The organism is Streptomyces sp. NPDC026092 (assembly GCF_040638605.1).
GTDB lineage: Bacteria > Actinomycetota > Actinomycetes > Streptomycetales > Streptomycetaceae > Streptomyces.
Window position 1 is genome coordinate 30,708 of record NZ_JBEZYN010000025.1, and the last position, 18,597, is coordinate 49,304.

18 protein-coding genes are annotated in these 18,597 nt (G+C 72.3%); 5 read left to right on the forward strand and 13 right to left on the reverse strand.

What is annotated here, in order from left to right; genetic code table 11:
* Positions 1 to 12: 12 nt before the first annotated feature.
* Complete coding sequence (locus AB0F56_RS31110) at positions 13 to 345, forward strand: trypco2 family protein (protein ID WP_362015685.1); 333 nt, start codon at positions 13 to 15, stop codon at positions 343 to 345.
* Positions 342 to 3,236: an NACHT domain-containing protein gene (locus AB0F56_RS31115; RefSeq protein WP_362015688.1), complete on the forward strand. Its 2,895-nt coding sequence runs from the start codon at positions 342 to 344 to the stop codon at positions 3,234 to 3,236. The genes AB0F56_RS31110 and AB0F56_RS31115 overlap by 4 nt, the downstream gene beginning before the upstream one ends.
* A gap of 73 nt (positions 3,237 to 3,309) precedes the next feature.
* Here AB0F56_RS31115 and AB0F56_RS31120 read toward each other — a convergent pair whose 3' ends face one another.
* Positions 3,310 to 5,835: an ATP-dependent Clp protease ATP-binding subunit gene (locus AB0F56_RS31120; RefSeq protein WP_361956355.1), complete on the reverse strand. Its 2,526-nt coding sequence runs from the start codon at positions 5,833 to 5,835 to the stop codon at positions 3,310 to 3,312.
* Between the two features lie 485 nt (positions 5,836 to 6,320).
* On the opposite strand from AB0F56_RS31120, the gene AB0F56_RS31125 reads away from it, so the two are divergent.
* Entirely contained in the window at positions 6,321 to 6,935 is a 615-nt protein-coding gene (locus AB0F56_RS31125; protein ID WP_362015690.1) for an SCO3374 family protein, read from the forward strand.
* Here the strand turns inward: AB0F56_RS31125 and AB0F56_RS31130 are convergent.
* The 10 genes from AB0F56_RS31130 to AB0F56_RS31175 all read right to left on the reverse strand — a co-directional run bounded on the left by AB0F56_RS31130 (position 6,914) and on the right by AB0F56_RS31175 (position 15,069).
* Positions 6,914 to 7,249 (reverse strand): Lsr2 family protein, encoded by a 336-nt coding sequence (locus AB0F56_RS31130; RefSeq protein WP_362015693.1) that lies wholly within the window; start codon positions 7,247 to 7,249, stop codon positions 6,914 to 6,916. The two genes, AB0F56_RS31125 and AB0F56_RS31130, sit on opposite strands and share 22 nt — an antisense overlap.
* Before the next feature lie 167 nt (positions 7,250 to 7,416).
* Positions 7,417 to 7,944, reverse strand: coding sequence for an amino-acid N-acetyltransferase (locus AB0F56_RS31135; RefSeq protein ID WP_362015696.1), 528 nt, complete (start codon positions 7,942 to 7,944; stop codon positions 7,417 to 7,419).
* A 9-nt stretch (positions 7,945 to 7,953) separates the two neighbouring features.
* Complete coding sequence (locus tag AB0F56_RS31140; protein WP_362015698.1) at positions 7,954 to 8,484, reverse strand: BlaI/MecI/CopY family transcriptional regulator; 531 nt, start codon at positions 8,482 to 8,484, stop codon at positions 7,954 to 7,956.
* A 143-nt stretch (positions 8,485 to 8,627) separates the two neighbouring features.
* Positions 8,628 to 8,804, reverse strand: a complete 177-nt coding sequence (locus AB0F56_RS31145) for a hypothetical protein (RefSeq protein WP_362015701.1) — start codon at positions 8,802 to 8,804, stop codon at positions 8,628 to 8,630.
* A gap of 14 nt (positions 8,805 to 8,818) precedes the next feature.
* Positions 8,819 to 9,463, reverse strand: coding sequence for a hypothetical protein (locus AB0F56_RS31150; protein WP_362015855.1), 645 nt, complete (start codon positions 9,461 to 9,463; stop codon positions 8,819 to 8,821).
* A 117-nt stretch (positions 9,464 to 9,580) separates the two neighbouring features.
* On the reverse strand, positions 9,581 to 10,387 hold the full coding sequence (locus AB0F56_RS31155) for a type III pantothenate kinase (protein WP_362015704.1): 807 nt from the start codon (positions 10,385 to 10,387) through the stop codon (positions 9,581 to 9,583).
* Complete coding sequence (gene nadC / locus AB0F56_RS31160; protein ID WP_362015707.1) at positions 10,387 to 11,400, reverse strand: carboxylating nicotinate-nucleotide diphosphorylase; 1,014 nt, start codon at positions 11,398 to 11,400, stop codon at positions 10,387 to 10,389. Before nadC ends, AB0F56_RS31155 begins: the two co-directional genes overlap by 1 nt.
* A complete protein-coding gene (locus AB0F56_RS31165) occupies positions 11,397 to 13,091 on the reverse strand; it encodes an L-aspartate oxidase (protein WP_362015709.1) in 1,695 nt (564 codons plus the stop codon). The genes nadC and AB0F56_RS31165 overlap by 4 nt, the downstream gene beginning before the upstream one ends.
* Positions 13,088 to 14,146: a pantoate--beta-alanine ligase gene (panC, locus tag AB0F56_RS31170; protein WP_362015712.1), complete on the reverse strand. Its 1,059-nt coding sequence runs from the start codon at positions 14,144 to 14,146 to the stop codon at positions 13,088 to 13,090. The genes AB0F56_RS31165 and panC overlap by 4 nt, the downstream gene beginning before the upstream one ends.
* Positions 14,143 to 15,069 (reverse strand): DUF2520 domain-containing protein, encoded by a 927-nt coding sequence (locus tag AB0F56_RS31175; RefSeq protein WP_362015715.1) that lies wholly within the window; start codon positions 15,067 to 15,069, stop codon positions 14,143 to 14,145. The genes panC and AB0F56_RS31175 overlap by 4 nt, the downstream gene beginning before the upstream one ends.
* 184 nt (positions 15,070 to 15,253) lie before the next feature.
* Between AB0F56_RS31175 and AB0F56_RS31180 the strand changes: the two genes are divergently transcribed.
* Complete coding sequence (locus tag AB0F56_RS31180; protein ID WP_362015857.1) at positions 15,254 to 16,399, forward strand: beta-eliminating lyase-related protein; 1,146 nt, start codon at positions 15,254 to 15,256, stop codon at positions 16,397 to 16,399.
* A 60-nt stretch (positions 16,400 to 16,459) separates the two neighbouring features.
* Here the strand turns inward: AB0F56_RS31180 and AB0F56_RS31185 are convergent, their stop codons facing one another.
* Positions 16,460 to 16,666 (reverse strand): hypothetical protein, encoded by a 207-nt coding sequence (locus tag AB0F56_RS31185; RefSeq protein ID WP_362015717.1) that lies wholly within the window; start codon positions 16,664 to 16,666, stop codon positions 16,460 to 16,462.
* Between the two features lie 100 nt (positions 16,667 to 16,766).
* Here AB0F56_RS31185 and AB0F56_RS31190 point away from each other — a divergent pair, with 100 nt between their 5' ends.
* Positions 16,767 to 17,855, forward strand: a complete 1,089-nt coding sequence (locus AB0F56_RS31190; RefSeq protein WP_362015719.1) for a DUF5937 family protein — start codon at positions 16,767 to 16,769, stop codon at positions 17,853 to 17,855.
* Between the two features lie 10 nt (positions 17,856 to 17,865).
* On the opposite strand, the gene AB0F56_RS31195 is transcribed toward AB0F56_RS31190, so the two are convergent.
* Complete coding sequence (locus tag AB0F56_RS31195; RefSeq protein WP_362015721.1) at positions 17,866 to 18,540, reverse strand: response regulator transcription factor; 675 nt, start codon at positions 18,538 to 18,540, stop codon at positions 17,866 to 17,868.
* Positions 18,541 to 18,597 lie beyond the last annotated feature (57 nt).

Here is an 18,597-nt window from a genome sequence, read left to right on the forward strand (position 1 = left end):
ACCTTCACGATCATGACCGACATAGAACTCGCCGACGCCATCGAGTCCGTACGCGATCAGTTGATCGAGGCCGCCGGCCGTGCCACCGGGAAGCCCGTCGCCTTCGAAGTGGGGGACATCGAGATGGAGTTCACGATCGAACTCCGCAAGGAGGTGAAGGGCGGCGCCAAGGTCAAGGCCTGGGTCGTCGAGGCCGGGGCCGATGCCTCCCGGACGCGGGGCGAGACGCACCGCGTCTCCTTCACGCTCAAGCCGCGCGACGCCACCACCAACGGCCCCTGGCTCGTCGGGAACGACGACGCGGGTGACACCTCCGACTTCGGCTCGGGTCCCGCGGATCGATGACCAGGCACTCCCGTCCCACCTTGCGGGCGCCCGTCGTCGTCCGTTCCGAGCCGCACGGCACCCAGGGCAGCGGCGTCCTGCTCACCACCCAGACCGTTCTCACCAGCGCCCATGTCCTCCGGTCCGCCCACTCCGCCTGGGTGTCCTTACCCGGCCGGAGCGAGTCCGTCCTCTGCCAGGTGGTCTGGTCGGACCAGCGGCTCGACGCGGCGCTCCTCCAGGCCCGGGAGAGCCTGACCGGCACGCGCAACCTCACCGAGCTCGGCCGGGTGGCCACCGACCGGCCCGTGCCCGGCTGCGAGATCCTCGGGTTTCCGCAGGTCCAGCGGTACGAGGACGGGCGCAAGCTGGAGAGCGACCAGTACCGCGGCACCCTGCTCCCCCTCGCCGGGCTCATCCGCCGCACGATGGTCGTCGAGCTCGACGCGCCCCCGGCCACCGAGCCCACCGACAAGAATTCACCGCTCGCCGGGCTCTCCGGCGGGCCCGTCTTCGCCGGTGCCGAGCTGCTCGGGATCGTGCGCGAGGTCCCGCGGGGCCGTGGGCACCGGCGGGTGGAGTGCGTGCCCCTGAGCGCGCTCGCCGCCGACACCGAGTTCCGCAGCGCCTACTCCCAGGCCACCGGCCTCGCCTTCCCCTCGCTCGCCGCCCTCACCCACCACTCCTCGACCGACGCGCCCTACGAGCAGGAGTACGGAGAGGCCGTCGCCGCCGCCTACCGCCGTACACGGATCTTCGGCCTCGACGAACTCGGCCGGCGGGCCGCCGAATGGGACCTGGACACCGCCTACCTCTCCCTGGAGGCCACCTCACGGGACCCGGGCGCCACTCCCGTCCCGCAGCGCATCGACGACCTCCTCGCCTCCCGCCCCCGCGTCCTGCTCCGCGGGGACGCGGGCGCGGGCAAGACCACCCTGGTCTGGTGGCTCGCCGCCCACGCGGCCGCCGGGACCCTCGGCCCGCGGCTCGCCGAGCTGAACGGCCTCGTGCCGTTCGTCGTCCCCCTGCGCGCCCTCCGCGCCCGCGGGGCCGGCTTCCCCTCCCCCGCCGAACTCCCGGGAGCGGCGGGCCTGATGGTCGACGCCGCGCCCGACGGCTGGGCCGGACGCGTCCTCGCCGAGGGTCGGGCGCTCCTCCTCGTCGACGGCCTCGACGAGGTGCCCCAGGAGGACCGCGAGGCCGTCCACACCTGGCTGTCGGGGCTCCTCGCCCGCTACCCCCGTACCCGCTGCGTGGCGACCGTACGGCCCCTCGCCGTCGAGGTGGACTGGCTGGGCGGGGAGGAGTTCGAGGAGCTCACCCTGCTCCCCCTGCGGGACGAGGACATCCAGGCGTTCGTCACCGCCTGGCACGACGCCGCCCGCCTCGACGCCGACGACGAGCCCCTCGACGCCCTCGAACGCGACCTGCTCCAGCAGTTCCGCCACAACCCGACCCTGGCGGACCTGGCCCGTACGCCGCTGCTGTGCGCGGTCATCTGCGCCCTCCACCGGTTACGGGAGGGGTTCCTGCCCGAGACGCGCTGGGCGCTCTACGACTCCGCCCTGAGGCTGCTGCTCGGCAGCCGGGACGACCGGCGCAGGATCGACGCCCCCGACGGCATCCGGATGTCGGTGGAGGAGCACCAGCAGCTCCTCCAGCGGCTCGCGGCCTGGCTCGTCCGGGGCGGGCAGACGGAGTTCACCCGGGAACAGGCGCTGCACCAGCTGAACCGGACGCTCCCGGGGATGCCGCGCGTCGCGGCCCAGGGCACGCCCGAGGAGATCCTGACCCACCTCCTCAACCGCACCGGTCTCCTGCACGAACGGACCGACTCCGTCTTCCAGTTCGCCCATCGCACCTTCCAGGACTTTCTGGCGGCCAAGGAGTTCGTCGAGGACGACCTCGTACCCGAGTTGCTGCGGCACGCGCGCGAGCAGCAGTGGCACGACGTCCTGCTCCTCGCGGCCGGCCACTGCTCGCGCCGCGACCTGCCTGTTCTGGTGGAGGGCCTGCTCGCGGCCGGCTCGGGGAGCCGCGACAAGGACCTGAAGACGACCCTGTACGTCCTGGCGGCCCTCTGCGCCCAGCACGCGGCCTGGCTCTCGGAGGGGCTCCACACGCGCGTGCGGAAGGCGGTCGTCTCGGTGCTGCCCCCTCGACGCCCCGGCCAGCTGAAGGCGCTGGCCCGGTTGGGGGATTTCGTCCTGCCCCTGCTGCCCGGGCCCGCGCCGGAGACGGGCGAGCCCGATCTGACGCTCCCGCTGATCTGCGAGATCGGGGGCGCGGCGGCGCTCCCGTACGCGCGCGCCTACGCCGACGACGAGCACACGTTCCGATTGTCCATCAGCTGGTCGAACTTCCCGGCGGAGGCGTACGCCCGCGAAGTCCTGGCCCGTATCCGGCTCGACACGATCAGTCTCTTCGTCACCGGCAGGGACCAGCTCGCGCAGATCCCGCTGCTACGGCACGCACCCGACTTCATCCTCCAGGGCGACTTCGCCCCGGAGGAGCTGACGGCCGCTCTCCGTGAACACGACCTGCGCGGGATCACCATCGCCGACAATCCCCGGCTGACGGACCTCTCCCTCCTCGCGCCCTTCGCCGCCACCCTCGACGCCCTGGCGCTGCAGCGGTGCACCGAGCTGGCGGACCTCACGGCCCTCGGCCGTCTCGACCGGCTGCACACCCTGCTGCTGGACGGCGTCCCGCTGGGGGCCGCCGAGCTGAAGGTGATCGCCGGGCTGCCGCTCCTGCAGCACCTCACGCTGCGGCTCCGCCCGGACGTGACCCGGCTGGACCTGACCCCGCTGCACTCCCTCACCGCCGTCGAAGTGAAGGTCGAGGGGCTCGCCAAGCGCCAGGTCCTCGGCCGTGCGCCCTTCGGCGACCGCCTCACCCTGCGGCCGTAGGGCGCGGGCGCGCAAAAGGGGCGGCCCCGGACTCTTCCGAGTCCGGGGCCGCCCCTGTCACGCGATCGGGCGCTTACGCGTCCTTCGAGAGGTTCGGGCCCGCTCCGCCCGTCGCCTGCTCGATCGGCGGGACGTCCGGCAGGGCCGACTTCTCCTCGCCGCGGAAGGTGAACTTCTTCTCCTCACCTTCGCCCTCGACGTCCACGACCACGATGTGCCCGGGGCGCAGCTCGCCGAAGAGGATCTTCTCGGAGAGCGAGTCCTCGACCTCGCGCTGGATCGTCCGGCGCAGCGGCCGGGCGCCCATGACGGGGTCGTAACCCTTCTTGGCGAGCAGCTCCTTCGCGGCCTGGGAGAGCTCGATGCCCATGTCCCGGTCCTTGAGGCGCTCGTCCACCCGGCTGATCATCAGGTCGACGATCTGCAGGATGTCGGCCTCGGTGAGCTGCGGGAAGACGATGATGTCGTCCACACGGTTCAGGAACTCCGGGCGGAAGTGCTGCTTCAGCTCGTCGCTGACCTTCGCCTTCATCCGCTCGTAGTTGGACTTCGTGTCGCCCTGGGCCGCGAAGCCCAGGTTGAAGCCCTTCGAGATGTCCCGGGTCCCGAGGTTGGTCGTCATGATGATGACCGTGTTCTTGAAGTCCACGACCCGGCCCTGGGAGTCGGTCAGACGACCGTCCTCCAGGATCTGGAGAAGGGAATTGAAGATATCGGGGTGGGCCTTCTCGACCTCGTCGAAGAGGACGACGGAGAACGGCTTGCGGCGCACCTTCTCGGTGAGCTGTCCGCCCTCTTCGTAGCCCACGTATCCGGGCGGGGAACCGAAGAGCCGGGAAACCGTGTGCTTCTCGCTGAACTCCGACATGTCGAGGGAGATCATCGCGTCCTCGTCGCCGAAGAGGAATTCGGCGAGCGCCTTGGACAGCTCGGTCTTACCGACACCGGACGGGCCGGCGAAGATGAACGAGCCACCGGGACGCTTCGGGTCCTTCAGACCGGCTCGCGTACGACGGATCGCCCGCGAGAGGCCGATGACGGCGTCCTTCTGGCCGATGACGCGCTTGTGGAGCTCGTCCTCCATGCGCAGCAGGCGGCTCGACTCCTCCTCGGTCAGCTTGAAGACCGGGATGCCGGTGGCGGTCGCGAGGACCTCGGCGATCAGCTCGCCGTCGACCTCGGCGACGACGTCCATGTCGCCGGCCTTCCACTCCTTCTCCCGCTTGGCCTTCGCCGCCAGCAGCTGCTTCTCCTTGTCGCGGAGAGACGCCGCCTTCTCGAAGTCCTGGGAGTCGATCGCGGACTCCTTGTCCCGGCGGACGCCGGCGATCTTCTCGTCGAACTCGCGGAGGTCCGGCGGCGCGGTCATCCGGCGGATGCGCATCCGGGAGCCGGCCTCGTCGATCAGGTCGATCGCCTTGTCCGGCAGGAAGCGGTCCGAGATGTACCGGTCGGCCAGGGTCGCGGCCTGGACGAGGGCCTCGTCGGTGATGGAGACCCGGTGGTGGGCCTCGTACCGGTCACGCAGACCCTTGAGGATCTCGATCGTGTGCGGCAGCGACGGCTCCGCGACCTGGATGGGCTGGAAGCGGCGCTCGAGGGCCGCGTCCTTCTCCAGGTACTTGCGGTACTCGTCCAGCGTGGTCGCACCGATGGTCTGGAGCTCACCGCGGGCCAGCATCGGCTTGAGGATGCTGGCGGCGTCGATCGCGCCCTCGGCGGCACCCGCACCCACCAGGGTGTGGAGCTCGTCGATGAACAGGATGATGTCGCCGCGGGTGCGGATCTCCTTGAGGACCTTCTTCAGGCGCTCCTCGAAGTCACCGCGGTAGCGGGAGCCGGCGACCAGCGCGCCGAGGTCCAGGGTGTAGAGGTGCTTGTCCTTGAGGGTCTCGGGCACCTCGCCCTTGACGATGGCCTGCGCCAGGCCCTCGACGACGGCGGTCTTGCCGACGCCGGGCTCGCCGATGAGAACCGGGTTGTTCTTCGTACGGCGGGACAGCACCTGCATGACCCGCTCGATCTCCTTCTCGCGCCCGATGACCGGGTCGAGCTTGGATTCGCGGGCCGCCTGGGTGAGGTTGCGGCCGAACTGGTCGAGGACCAGGGACGTCGAGGGGGTGCCCTCGGCAGGACCGCCGGCCGTGGCGGCTTCCTTGCCCTGGTAGCCGGAGAGCAGCTGGATGACCTGCTGCCGCACCCGGTTGAGATCGGCGCCCAGCTTCACGAGGACCTGGGCGGCGACGCCCTCGCCCTCGCGGATCAGGCCGAGCAGGATGTGCTCCGTGCCGATGTAGTTGTGGCCGAGCTGGAGGGCCTCGCGGAGCGACAGCTCCAGGACCTTCTTGGCACGCGGGGTGAAGGGGATGTGCCCGGACGGGGCCTGCTGCCCCTGCCCGATGATCTCCTCAACCTGCTGGCGGACCGCCTCGAGCGAAATCCCGAGGCTCTCCAGGGCCTTAGCGGCGACACCCTCACCCTCGTGGATAAGGCCCAGGAGGATGTGCTCGGTGCCGATGTAGTTGTGGTTGAGCATCCGGGCTTCTTCCTGAGCCAGGACGACAACCCGCCGCGCGCGGTCGGTGAACCTCTCGAACATCGTTAATCGCTCCTCAGAGCGGTCAGTCAGTTAGGGGTCGATCCCCTCCCTGTCCTTCCGCAGCTTAGTCCCGCAAGCGGGGACCGCTCATTCCAACTGCCGACATCCGTCCGGATCACCCCCTTGTCCGTGGGGAGACCTGCTGCCGAACAGCCGACAAATGCTCCAACTCGATGGTGCGAGACGATGTTCCCGCAGGCCAAGCAGTTACCCCCGCCTCCAGTACGCCGATGGCGAACGTGAGACGCGAATCCCCGCGAGTCGTCCCTCCTCACTAGGAATGTCTTACCCGTAGGCACTGACACTCCATGCGGCACACCCCGGTTCCCTCCGCTACGGGCGAACATCCTTGCGCCGCCGAACGCCTCCGTACGCCCCCGAAACGGACACGGAGTGCTACCGGCCAGGGACACAGGGTCAGCCAGGCATCCGGTCCGGGTACCCCTGGGGCGTAACCAAGGAGCCCTCGGGGGCGTTCCCCGGGCATGTCCTTCAGCGTCCGGCGCGTGCCGCCGCCCCGCTCGCCGCTCGACGGCGCGCCGCTCGCCGGTGCGCCGTGCGAGGGCGATCCGGTGCGCTGGTACGAGGAGGAGCTCGGCTGGGCGACGGTGCCGGGGCCGCCGGTGGGCCTGGTGACGGGGGTGCGCTTCGACGTCCTGGAGCTGCCCGCCGAGGCCGGTCGCGCGGTGCTGCGCAGGACGGGCATGGGCGCCACGGGGCCGGTGGCCCTGGTGGGGCGACGGATGCGGCTGCTGGTGGCCGCGGGAAGCGCGGAGGAGCTGCCGGGGCTGCTCGACTGGCTCGAATGGGGCGGGATCTCGCTGGATCTCACCGCGATGGGCGCCGGCAGCCGGATGACCGCTCCTGTTCCCCCAGGATGGAGCGGTTCCGGCGCGCCGGGCGCCGCGGTGTGGCTGCGGGCCCCCGAGCCGGGCCGCGCGGTGGAACCCTCACTGCCGGCCCTGCGACCCGCCGAGCGGGCCGATGGGGCCGCCCCCTGTCTCGTACGCCTGGTGGCCGCCGCGGCGGCCGAGTGCCACCGGGTGCGTCTGCTGAGCGCGCGCCCCCGGCCGACGGCTCAGCGGTTGGCGTTCTCGTAGGCGGTCTTGACCTCCGCCGGGACGCGACCGCGGTCGTTCACGGGGTAGCCGTTCTCCTTGGCCCACGCGCGGATCTTCGCGGTGTCCGGACCGGCACCCGGGGCGACGCGGCCCTTGCCACGCGTACCGGCGCTGCGGCCACCGGTGCGCCGACCGCTCTTGGTGTACGGCTCGAGCAGGCCGCGGAGCTTCTCCGCGTTGGCGGTGGTGAGGTCGATCTCGTAGGTCTTGCCGTCCAGCGCGAACGTCACGGTCTCGTCCGCCTCGACACCGTCGAGGTCGTCGACAAGAAGGACCTGAACCTTCTGTGCCACCGGATTTCCTTTCATCGAAAATGCAGTACGCGGAAAGGAAACCGCTTTTCCCGGAAAAACACAAACCCCTGGGAGAGGTTCAGAAGGCTGGGAACGCGGGAAACGTGCGCGATTCGGACATAGAGGTTCCGAGCTGGTTCCCGTTCAGGATCAGAGCGATCGTTACGTCACAGGTGCAGAAGCATCCGGCTGTTGCCCAAGGTGTTCGGCTTCACTCGTTCGAGACCGAGGAACTCGGCGACACCCTCGTCATAGGAACGCAGGAGCTCGCTGTACACATCTCCGTCGACCGGAGTCTCACCGATCTCCACGAAGCCGTGCTTCGCGAAGAAGTCGACTTCGAAGGTCAAGCAGAATACCCGGCGCACCCCGAGCCAACGCGCGGTGTGCAGCAACTTGTCGAGCACGTGATGTCCGACGCCCGCACCCTTGAACTCGGGATCGACGGCGAGAGTACGTACTTCGGCGAGGTCTTCCCACATGACATGGAGTGCGCCGCAGCCGACCACGACGGCGTCCTCGTCGCGCTCGGCGACCCAGAACTCCTGGATGGCCTCGTAAAGCGTCACCGTCGCTTTGTCGAGCAGGATGCCCCGGCGGACGTACGGATCGACAAGGCGGCGTACCGCGGCGACATCACCGGTACGGGCGCGACGAACGGTGACGGCTTTTGAAGCGGCGGGGGACGACGGCATGGGGGGACGTTATCGCCCGGTGTCGTCAGGGGCGTCGGCAGCCTCGCCGACTGTCTCGTCCGGGGCGGCGGGAGCCTCGGCCGGAGTCTCCGCAGGTGCGGGGGCGGGGGCCGGTGCGGGAGCCGGTGCGGGGGTGGGCGCGGGGGCTTTCTCCGCAGGTGGGGCGGGGGGCTCGGGGGCGTTGTACCCGACGACGCGGATCGCGTCGCTGAGGGCCTCGCGCTGCTCGCTGGACATCATGCCGAAGAACGCGACAAGGGCGGATGCGGGGTTGTCGCTCTGCGCCCAGGCTTCGTTCATCAGTGCGGCCGAGTAGGCGGCGCGGGTGGAGACCGCCGTATATCGATAGGCGCGCCCGTCGACTTCCCTGCGTACCCAGCCCTTCTGATGGAGATTGTCCATTACGGTCATGACGGTGGTGTAGGCGATGGACCGTTCCTGCTGGAGATCCTCCAGGACTTCCCGGACGGTCACCGGCCGGTTCCATTGCCAGACGCGTGTCATGACGGCGTCTTCGAGCTCTCCCAATTGACGGGGCACACCGCCACCATAGTCCGCGAACCGGTAATGGCCGGTTATTGACGGTGGAAACGCAACAAAAAGGACGTACGACCTGAAAGCGGTCGCACGTCCTTCGGGTGTCCTTCTTCGCGCGCCTTCCGGAGCGGGCGGCGCCGCGCGGGCTACGAGGCCGCGCGGTCCGACTGCCGGGTGGCCTCGGCGCGGGCGAGGGCGGCGTCCACGGCGGCGTCCTCCTTGGCCTTGTTGGGGCCGCCCTGGCTCTTCACGATCGTGACGACGAGCGCGGTGAAGAACACGGCCATCACGACGGGGGGCAGGAGCGCGGATACGTAGTCCATGGCGACCAGGGTAGCTATCCGGCGGCGCGTTCCTCGGGCGGGGGCGGGGGTACGGGGCGTCGGCGCGGCGGGAACACCTCGGAGGGCTTGGGCGCCGGGCGCTTGGCCGGTGCGGGCGCGGCGGGCGGCTTCGGGGTGGCGGGCCGCTTGGGCTCGTCGGCGGCGCGCCCGCCGGGGAGGGCGAGCAGCCGGGCGCGGGGCGCCGGGTGCGCGGACAGCGCCTGGGCGGGCAGGGCGGATGCGGGAAGCGCGGGACCGGGCAGCACGGAGCCGGGCGCCGCCTGGGCGAGGCGGGCGAGTCGGGCGCGTACGGAGCGCTCGGCGAGGACCTGGCAGCGTTCGAGGAGCACGGCGGCCCGGGGGTTGGCCCGCAGGGCGCGCAGGGCCGCGAGGTCGTCGGCGGCGGGGTCGTACCCCGCGCCGAGGGCGTCCTCGAGGAGCTCCAGATAGCCGGTGAGCGAGCCGGGCAGGGCCTCGCGGTACCGGGTCAGGTCGGCGAGGAGGAACGCCCGGAGCCGGCCTGCCTCGCGGACGGCGTCGTCCACGGATTCGGCGAGGCGCAGACAGTCCTGGACGTCCTCGTCCTGAAGGGGGACGGGGTTGAGGGCGGTGGCAAGGGCGCGGCGGACCACACGCAGCTCGTCCGCGCTGAACGCCATGCCGCCCCGGGATCCGTATGGCGTGGGCATGGGGTGACGATACGCGCTAATCGGACAAATTTCGTTTACCGATCATCCCCGGGCGCGGCGCGGGACGGCACCCTGCACCGCGCGCGGCTACAACCGGGAGACGTTCCGCTCGTACACGAGCCGCAGCCCCACAAGGGTCAGCCACGGCTCGTGCTCGTCGATCTGGGTGGAGTCGCCGAGGACCATCGGGGCGAGGCCGCCCGTCGCGATCACCGTGACGGTGGAGGGGTCGCCGTCCCGGCCCACGAGTTCGCGCTTCATGCGGGAGACCACGCCGTCCACCTGGCCCGCGTACCCGTAGACGATGCCCGACTGCATCGCCTCGACCGTATTCTTGCCGATCACGCTGCGCGGCCTGGCCAGCTCGATCTTGCGGAGCATGGCGCCCTTGACGCCCAGCGCCTCGACCGAGATCTCGATACCGGGCGCGATCGCGCCGCCCGCGTACTCCCCGCGCGCGGTGATCGCGTCGTACGTCGTCGCCGTGCCGAAGTCGACCACGATCGCCGGGCCGCCGTAGAGCTCGACCGCCGCGACCGCGTTGATGATGCGGTCCGCGCCGACCTCCTTCGGGTTGTCCGTGAGGATCGGTACGCCCGTCTTGACGCCGGGCTCGACGAGGACGGCCGGGACGTCGCCGTAGTACCGCCGCGTCACCTCGCGCAGCTCGTGCAGGACCGAGGGGACCGTCGCACAGATCGCGATCCCCTCGATGCCGTCGCTCAGCTCGACGCCGAGGAGCGGGTGCATGCCCATCAGGCCCTGGAGCAGGACCGCCATCTCGTCGGCCGTGCGGCGCGGGTCGGTGGAGATGCGCCAGTGCTCGACGATCTCCTCGCCGTCGAAGAGGCCGAGGACCGTGTGCGTGTTGCCGACGTCGATGGTGAGCAGCATCAGGCCCGCACCTCGCGCAGGTCGAGGCCGATGTCGAGGATCGGGGAGGAGTGCGTGAGCCCGCCGACCGCGAGGTAGTCCACGCCCGTCGCCGCGTACGCCGCCGCGTTCTCCAGGGTGAGCCGGCCGGAGGACTCCAGGACCGCGCGGCCGGCGACCAGGGCGACGGCCTCCTCGGTCTCCAGGGGGGTGAAGTTGTCGAGCAGGATCAGGTCGGCGCCCGCTTCCAGGACCTCGCGGACCTGGTGCAGCGTGTCGACCTCGACCTCGATCGGGACGTCCGGGAACTGCTCCCGTACGGCCTTGAAGGCCTGCGCGACGCCGCCGGCGGCCACCACGTGGTTGTCCTTGACCAGCGCGGCGTCCGACAGGGACATGCGGTGGTTGACGCCGCCGCCGCAGCGCACCGCGTACTTCTCCAGGGCGCGCAGGCCCGGCGTGGTCTTGCGGGTGTCGCGGACGCGGGCCTTGGTGCCCTCCAGGACGTCCGCCCACGCGCGCGTGGCGGTCGCGATGCCGGAGAGGCGGCACATGATGTTCAGCGCGCTGCGCTCGCCGGTGAGCAGGTCGCGGGTGCGGGTGGTGACGCTCAGGAGCTTCTGGCCGGCCTCGACCCGGTCGCCGTCCTCGACGTGCCGCTCGACCTCGAAGGTGTCGGTGCACACGATGGACAGCACGGCCTCGGCGATGCGCAGGCCGGCGACCACGCCCGCCTCGCGGGCGGTGAAGTCGGCGGTGGCGACCGCGTCCTCGGGGACGGTCGCGACGGTCGTCACGTCCACGCCGCCGTCGAGGTCCTCCTCGATGGCCAGGTGGGCGATGTCCTCGACCTGGACCGGGTCGAGGCCGGCGTCGGCGAGGAGCTGGGCGAGCGCCGGGTCCAGGCCGCTCTCGTAGATCTCGTCGGCGCAGCCGCAGCCGTCACCGCAGCCGCCGGAGTCCTCGGCGGGCGCGCTGATCTGGATGAGGGGGACGTCCACGGGCTGCGGACGTGCTTCTTCGGGCGTGCTCACGACTGCGGCTCCTCTGGGGCTACGGGTGTGACGGGGGGAAAGTCTGCGGTGGCGGTACGGCGGACCACGAGCCGCCGGTCCGAGGTGAGGCGGACGACGAGATGGCGCTGCCAGTCCTCGGCGCGCTCGGGGTGGTCCTCGCGCCAGTGGCAGCCGCGGGTCTCCTCGCGCTCCAGTGCGGCGGCGACCAGGACCCGGGCGACGCACAGGAGGTTGGTCGTCTCCCAGGACTCGACGCCCGGCTCGGCGGTCTTGCCGAAGTGGTCCTCCGTCGCGGAGAGGCTCAGCGCCTCCAGGGCGTCGGCGGCCGTCCCGAGGCTCTCGGCGGACCGCAGCACTCCGGCGTTCGCGCTCATGATCCGCTGGATGCGGACCCGGGTCTCGGGCGCGAGCAGCGGCAGCACGGTCGGGCCTGCGGGCACCACGGGCAGGCCCTCGGGGTGCGGGCCGCGCGTGGCGATGTCGTCGGCGATCCGCTCGGCGAAGACCAGGCCCTCCAGGAGCGAGTTCGAGGCGAGCCGGTTGGCGCCGTGGACGCCCGTGCAGGCCACCTCACCGCACGCGTAGAGGCCCGGGACCGTGGTCCGGCCCGTCAGGTCGGTGCGGACGCCGCCGGAGGCGTAGTGGGCCGCCGGGGCGACCGGGATGGGCTCGGTGACCGGGTCGATGCCGTGGGACCGGCAGGCGGCCAGGATCGTGGGGAACCGGTGCTCCCACATGTCGGCGCCGAAGTGCCGGGCGTCCAGGTACATGTGCTCCGCGCCCCGCTCCTGCATGCGGCGCATGATCGCCTTGGCGACGATGTCGCGGGGGGCGAGCTCGGCCAGCTCGTGCTGCCCGAGCATGAAGCGGACCCCGTCCGCGTCGACGAGGTGGGCGCCCTCGCCCCGTACCGCCTCGGAGACCAGCGGCTGCTGCCCCTCGGAGTCGGCGCCGAGGAAGAGCACCGTCGGGTGGAACTGGACGAACTCCAGGTCGGAGACCTCCGCCCCGGCCCGCAGGGCGAGCGCGACGCCGTCGCCGGTGGAGACGGCCGGGTTGGTGGTGGCCGAGAAGACCTGGCCCATGCCGCCGGTGGCGAGGACCACGGAGGGGGCGTGGACGGCGCCGACGCCGTCGTGCTGGCCCTCCCCCATGACGTGCAGGGTCACGCCCGCGGTGCGGCCGTCCTCGTCCTTGAGGAGGTCCAGGACGAGGGCGTGCTCGATGGTGCGCAGCCCCCCGTCCCGTATCGCCTCCACGAGGGCGCGGGAGATCTCCAGTCCGGTGGCGTCGCCGCCGGCGTGGGCGATCCGGCGGCGGTGGTGGCCGCCCTCGCGGGTCAGGGCGATCTCGCCGTCGTCGGTCTTGTCGAAGTCGGCGCCGGTGGCGATCAGCCGGCGGACCGCGTCGGGGCCCTCGGTGACCAGGAGCCGGACGGCCTCGGTGTCGCAGAGCCCGGCGCCCGCGACGAGGGTGTCGTCCAGGTGCTGCTCGGGGGTGTCGCCGTCGCCGAGCGCGGCGGCGATCCCGCCCTGCGCCCAGCGGGTGGAGCCGTCGTCGAGGCGGGCCTTGGTGACGACGACCGTGCGCAGTCCGGCTGCGGTGCAGCGCAGGGCCGCGGTCAGCCCGGCGACGCCGGAGCCGACCACGACGACATCGGCGTCGATGGACCAGCCGGGCGCGGGCGCGTGCAGCCGTATTCCAGTCACTTGGTGGCTCCGAACATCAGCGGGATGTTGTCGATCAGCCGCGTGGTCCCCACGCGCGCGGCGACGGCGAGGAGCGCCTCGCCGCGGTGGTCGTCGGCGACCTCGGTGAAGTCGGCCGGGTCGACCAGGGCGAGGTAGTCGAGGGTGAGCGGCGGCTCGGCCTTCGCCGCCTCGTCGACGACGGCGCGGGCCGCGGCCCGTACGGCCTCCGCGCCGCCGCTCTCGGACGCCTGGGCGACCGCGTGGGCGTCCGCCGCGGCGCGGGCCTCGCCGAGCCGGGAGAGCCCCTCCGCGCGGGTCTCGGCCCGGTTCTGGGAGCCGGGCAGCGAGTCGGCACGCGCGCGCAGGGCGTGCTGGGCGGCGAGCCGGTCGCTCGCGGCGAACAGGGCGCGGGAGAGCGCGAGGGCGGTGCGGCGCTCGCCGGCGGAGAGGTAGCGGTTGCGGCTGGAGAGGGCCAGGCCGTCGGCCTCGCGGACGGTCGGCACGCCGACGATCTCCGCGGGGAAGTTCAGATCGCGGACCATCCGGCGGATCAGGGCCAGCTGCTGGGCGTCCTTCTGGCCGAAGAAGGCCAGGTCGGGGCGGGTGAGGTGGAGCAGCTTCGCGACGACGGTGAGCATCCCGTCGAAGTGCCCGGGCCGGGAGGCGCCTTCGAGGAGCTCTCCCATGGGGCCCGCGCTGATCCGGACCTGGGGCTCCCCGCCGGGGTACACCTCGTCGACGGAGGGCGCGAAGACGGCGTCCGCGCCGGCCGCCTCGGCCGTCCTGAGGTCGGCGTCCAGGGTGCGGGGGTAGCGGTCGAGGTCCTCGCCCGCGCCGAACTGCAGCGGGTTGACGAAGACGGTGACGACGACGAACCCGTCGGGTCCGACGCACTCACGGGCCGTACGGACCAGGGTGGCGTGGCCGTCGTGGAGCGCGCCCATGGTCATGACAACGGCGGTACGGCGGCCGGTGGGGCTGTTTTCGGCCAGGACGGGTGCGGGCGCGTGGCGGGACGCCAGGGCGTGGAGTTCGTCCGCCGTACGGATCAGGGCGAAGGTCGTCGATGTCATCGGTCGGTCTCCCCGTCGGCGAGCACGCCCAGCAGGTCCTCGGCCAGCTCGGGCTTGAGCAGGCCGTGCGCGAGCGCCCGGTCGGCGGTCGTGCGGGCCATCGCCAGATAGCCGGCGACGGTACCGGGCGCGTGCTTGCGCAGCTCGGCGACGTGAGCGGCGACCGTGCCCGCGTCACCGCGCGCGACGGGGCCGGTGAGCGCGCCGTCGCCGGAACGCAGCGCGTTGTCCAGGGCGGCGCCAAGGAGCGGGCCGAGCATCCGGTCGGGGGCGGCGACGCCGGCCTTGCGGAGCAGGTCCATGGACTGGGCGACCAGGGTGACCAGGTGGTTCGCGCCGAGGGCGAGGGCCGCGTGGTAGAGCGGGCGGGCCTCCTCGGCGATCCACTCGGGCTCGCCGCCCATCTCGATCACCAGGGCCTCTGCGGCCAGGCGCAGCTCCACGGGCGCGGTCACCCCGAAGGAGCAGCCGACGAGGCGCTGGACGTCCACGGAGGTGCCGGTGAAGGTCATGGCGGGGTGCAGGGCGAGCGGCAGGGCGCCGGCCCGGCGGGCGGGGTCCAGGACCCGTACTCCGTACCGCCCGGAGGTGTGCACGAGCAGCTGACCAGGGCGTACGGCCCCGGTCTCGGCGAGGCCCTCGACCAGGCCCGGCAGGGCGTCGTCGGGCACGGTGAGCAGCACGAGATCGGCCCGGGCGAGGACCTCGGCGGGCGGCACGACCGGCACGTCGGGGAGCAGCTCGGCGGCGCGCCGGACGGACGCGTCGGAGACCGCGGAGACCGCGACGGGGCGGTGGCCCGCGAGCTGGAGGGCCGCGGCGAGGGCGGGTCCCACCCGGCCGGCTCCGACGACTCCGACGGTGAGTCGCGCGGGTCGGTCTTCCGCTCGGGGTTCTGCTCGGGACTCAGCTGGATGGTTCACGCGGCAACGGCCTTCCGTTCCAGTCCGCGGGGGGTACCGGACGATTTCTGGTCATGCTACGCCAGCGTTTCGCCCTCCTCCGTGACTGTCCACAGGGTGTGGGTGGTGGTGTGATGATCGGCCCATGGACGAAGGCGTGGACCAGAACGTGGACGAAGACGAGAGCGGCCGGTCGGACCGGCCGATGGACGGTGCCGAAGCCCGGCGCCGTCAGGCCGAGGTGTGGGGCGGGGCAGCGCGGAAGCTGGCGCACTCGCCGGTCGAGGGCACGGTCGGGGACCGGCTGCGGGCGCTCGCCGACTGGGCCGCGGACACCGAGGACGACGGCGGCTTCCTCGACGCGTACGGCGACGGCCTCGTCGAGGAGGTCGAGCGCCGGGTCGCCGCTGAGCTCGGGTTTCCGGCGGCGGTCTTCTTCCCGACCGGGACGATGGCGCAGCAGGTGGCGCTGCGCTGCTGGGCCGGGCGGACCGGCAGCCCCGTCGTCGCCCTGCACCCGCTCGCCCACCCGGAGGTCCACGAGGGCGGCGCGCTGGTGTCGGTGAGCGGGCTGCGGACGGTCCACCTGACGGACGATCCGAGGCCGCCGACGGCCGAGGAGGTACGGGGCCACACGGAGCCGTTCGGGACCCTGATGCTGGAGCTGCCGCTGCGGGACGCGGGGTTCGTGCTGCCGACCTGGGACGAGTTGGTGGCGACCGTGGAGGCCGCGCGGGAACGTGATGCGGTGGTGCACATGGACGGCGCGCGCCTGTGGGAGTGCGCCCCGCACTTCGGGCGCGATCTGCGGGAGATCGCGGGCCTCGCGGACAGCGTGTACGTGTCCTTCTACAAGTCCCTGGGCGGCCTCTCGGGGGCGGCCCTCGCCGGCCCGGAGGACGTCATGGAGGAGGCCCGGGTGTGGCGGCACCGCTACGGCGGCCAGGTCTTCCAGCAGTACCCGGCGGCGGTCTCCGCACTGCGGGGCCTGGACCGGGAGCTGCCCCGGCTGCCCTCGTACGTGGCCCACGCGCGCGTGGTCGCAGGGTGGCTGCGGGCGGCCTTCGAGGAGGCGGGCGCGCCGTGGTTCCGGGTGCACCCCGAGCCGCCGCACACCCACCAGTTCCAGGTCTGGCTCCCGTACGACCCGGACGTCCTGACGGCGGCCTCCGTGGCGCTGACGGAGGCGACCGGCACGGTCCTCTTCCGCCGCTGGCGGAGCCCCGGAGCGGGCGGTCCGCCGGGGGTGGCGATGGCGGAGGTGACGGTGGGCGAGCCGGGCCTCGCGTGGACGGAGACGGACGTACGGAAGGCGGTACGGGCGTTCCTGGAGCTGCTGCCCCGGCCTTAGGCGGACAGCCCTCATACGGGTGTTCCTGGAGCTGCCGCCCCTGCCGTAGGGGGACAGCCCTCAGCAGGCCTTCGGGTGGTGCCGGCGGCTCAGGGCCGTACGCAGCCGGCCCCGGGCGGGCCGGCCCGCGAGGACCGCGCGGAACCGGCGGCGGTCGCGGAGGGCCCGGACGGTCGCGACGTCGTGGGTGCCGGGCAGCGGCGGCATCCGCTCCTCGTGCTGCGCGGCGCGATAGGTGTCGAAGAGGTACTGGTGCATCGCGTTCATGACCTCACGATGGCTCCGCCCTACGGCCCCGTCGCGCCGATTGACGGGCGGCGTCAAACGGCGCGACACCACCCACCGGGCGTCCCGCACCATGGGGGACGTGAGCGTGACCATCGACATCACCGGCCTTCCGCACGAGCGGATCGTCTTCGCCCCCTCCCCCCTCGCCGAACTGGGGGCCGCACTGCACGCACTGTGCGAGCCCGGCCACCACCCGGGCCTGCACGGCTGGGCCACCACCACCTGCGCCGGGCTGAAGCCGGAGCTCGCCGACCGGCTCCACGAGGCCGACTTCATGTGGCGCTCCACCCGGTCCGACTTCCTGCTGACCGCCCAGCCGCGCGCGACGCTCGCCGAGGAGCTGGACGATCTCGACCGCATGGACGACGAGAAGTTCGTGGGCGCGGCCCTGGAGATCTCCTGCAACAGCCAGTACGGCGAGGGCGTGCCCTCCCCGCTCGTCGACCCGCAGGCCCGCTGCCGGGTCCTCGACCTGGCAGCGGCGCGCGGCCCGCGCCAGGCCGCGTTCGTGGAGCGGATGCTGGCCGACCCGCCCGGCACGCGCGCGTGGATCCGCAGGCTCATGGAGGACTGCGACGAGGCGTTCTTCGCCGACACGTGGAACCGGGTCCGGGTCCAGCTCGCGGCCGACGCCCGGCACAAGACCGAGCTGCTGCGCCGCAAGGGCCTCACCGAGGCGCTCGCCGCCGTCTCCCCCGCCATGAGCCTGGAGGAGGACGCCCGCGGCACCCGGATCGTCGTCGACAAACTCGTCCACGGCCGTACGACCGCCCAGGGCTCGGCGCTCACGTTCCTGCCGACCGCCTTCGGCCGGCCGCACCTCTTCGCCCTGCACGCGGCGGGCTGGCAGCCGGTGGTGCAGTACCCCGTCTCCACCCGCGAACTCGCCGGCACCGCGCCCGTGGAGACCGTCAAGCTCCGCCTGGAGGCCGTCGCGCACCCGATGCGGATGCGGATGTGCCGGAACCTCGCCCGCGCCTCGTACACGACGAGCGAGCTGGCCGACGCGTACGGCATCTCCGCGCCGGAGGTCTCCCGGCACCTCGCCGTCCTGAAGAAGGCCGGGCTGCTCACCACCCAGCGCCGCGGCCGCTACGTCCTGCACCAGCTGGACGTGACCGTCGTCGCCCGCCTGGGCAGCGACTTCCTGGAGGCGGTCCTGCGCTGAGGCGCGGTCCTCAGCCCGCGCCGCCGCCCGCCCGGACCAGGCCCGTCTCGTACGCGAGCACGACCACCTGCACGCGGTCGCGCAGCTCCAGCTTGGTGAGGATCCGGCCGACGTGCGTCTTCACCGTGGCCTCCGAGAGCACGAGCCGGGCGGCGATCTCGCCGTTCGACAGGCCCTGGGCGACCAGGAGCATGACCTCGCGCTCCCGGTCGGTGAGTCGCTCGATCTCCTTGTGCTGCGGCTCCTTCCCCGAGGACGGCAGCATCGGCGAGAAGCGGTCGAGGAGGCGGCGGGTCGTGGACGGGGCCACCACCGCGTCGCCGCTGTGCACGGAGCGGATCGCGCCGAGCAGCTCGGCCGGCGGTACGTCCTTCAGCATGAAGCCGCTCGCGCCCGCCTTCAGGCCGGAGAAGGCGTACTCGTCCAGGTCGAAGGTGGTCAGGATCAGGACGCGCGGCGCACCGGGCTCCGAGCAGATCCGCCGGGTCGTCTCGACCCCGTCCAGCTTCGGCATGCGGACGTCCATGAGCACCACGTCCACGGCCGTCGAGCGCAGCACCTCCAGCGCCTCCACGCCGTCGCCCGCCTCGGCCACGACCTCCATGTCCGGCTGAGCGGCGAGCACCATGCGGAAGCCGGTGCGCAGCAGCACCTGGTCGTCGACGAGCATCACGCGGATGGACATGAAGATCCTTAAGGGTCTCAGTGAGCGGGGTCGTCAGGGGGCGTCGAGGGGCGAGCG

What these genes read in the sequence shown, in the direction of transcription:
- AB0F56_RS31110 (WP_362015685.1), top strand. Translation starts at nt 13, where the DNA reads ATGACCGACATAGAACTCGCCGACGCCATCGAGTCCGTACGCGATCAG.
- AB0F56_RS31115 (WP_362015688.1), top strand. Translation starts at nt 342, where the DNA reads ATGACCAGGCACTCCCGTCCCACCTTGCGGGCGCCCGTCGTCGTCCGT.
- AB0F56_RS31120 (WP_361956355.1), bottom strand. Translation starts at nt 5,835, where the DNA reads ATGTTCGAGAGGTTCACCGACCGCGCGCGGCGGGTTGTCGTCCTGGCT.
- AB0F56_RS31125 (WP_362015690.1), top strand. Translation starts at nt 6,321, where the DNA reads ATGTCCTTCAGCGTCCGGCGCGTGCCGCCGCCCCGCTCGCCGCTCGAC.
- AB0F56_RS31135 (WP_362015696.1), bottom strand. Translation starts at nt 7,944, where the DNA reads ATGCCGTCGTCCCCCGCCGCTTCAAAAGCCGTCACCGTTCGTCGCGCC.
- AB0F56_RS31145 (WP_362015701.1), bottom strand. Translation starts at nt 8,804, where the DNA reads ATGGACTACGTATCCGCGCTCCTGCCCCCCGTCGTGATGGCCGTGTTC.
- AB0F56_RS31150 (WP_362015855.1), bottom strand. Translation starts at nt 9,463, where the DNA reads ATGGCGTTCAGCGCGGACGAGCTGCGTGTGGTCCGCCGCGCCCTTGCC.
- AB0F56_RS31155 (WP_362015704.1), bottom strand. Translation starts at nt 10,387, where the DNA reads ATGCTGCTCACCATCGACGTCGGCAACACGCACACGGTCCTCGGCCTC.
- panC (WP_362015712.1), bottom strand. Translation starts at nt 14,146, where the DNA reads ATGACATCGACGACCTTCGCCCTGATCCGTACGGCGGACGAACTCCAC.
- AB0F56_RS31180 (WP_362015857.1), top strand. Translation starts at nt 15,254, where the DNA reads ATGGACGGTGCCGAAGCCCGGCGCCGTCAGGCCGAGGTGTGGGGCGGG.
- AB0F56_RS31185 (WP_362015717.1), bottom strand. Translation starts at nt 16,666, where the DNA reads ATGAACGCGATGCACCAGTACCTCTTCGACACCTATCGCGCCGCGCAG.
- AB0F56_RS31195 (WP_362015721.1), bottom strand. Translation starts at nt 18,540, where the DNA reads ATGTCCATCCGCGTGATGCTCGTCGACGACCAGGTGCTGCTGCGCACC.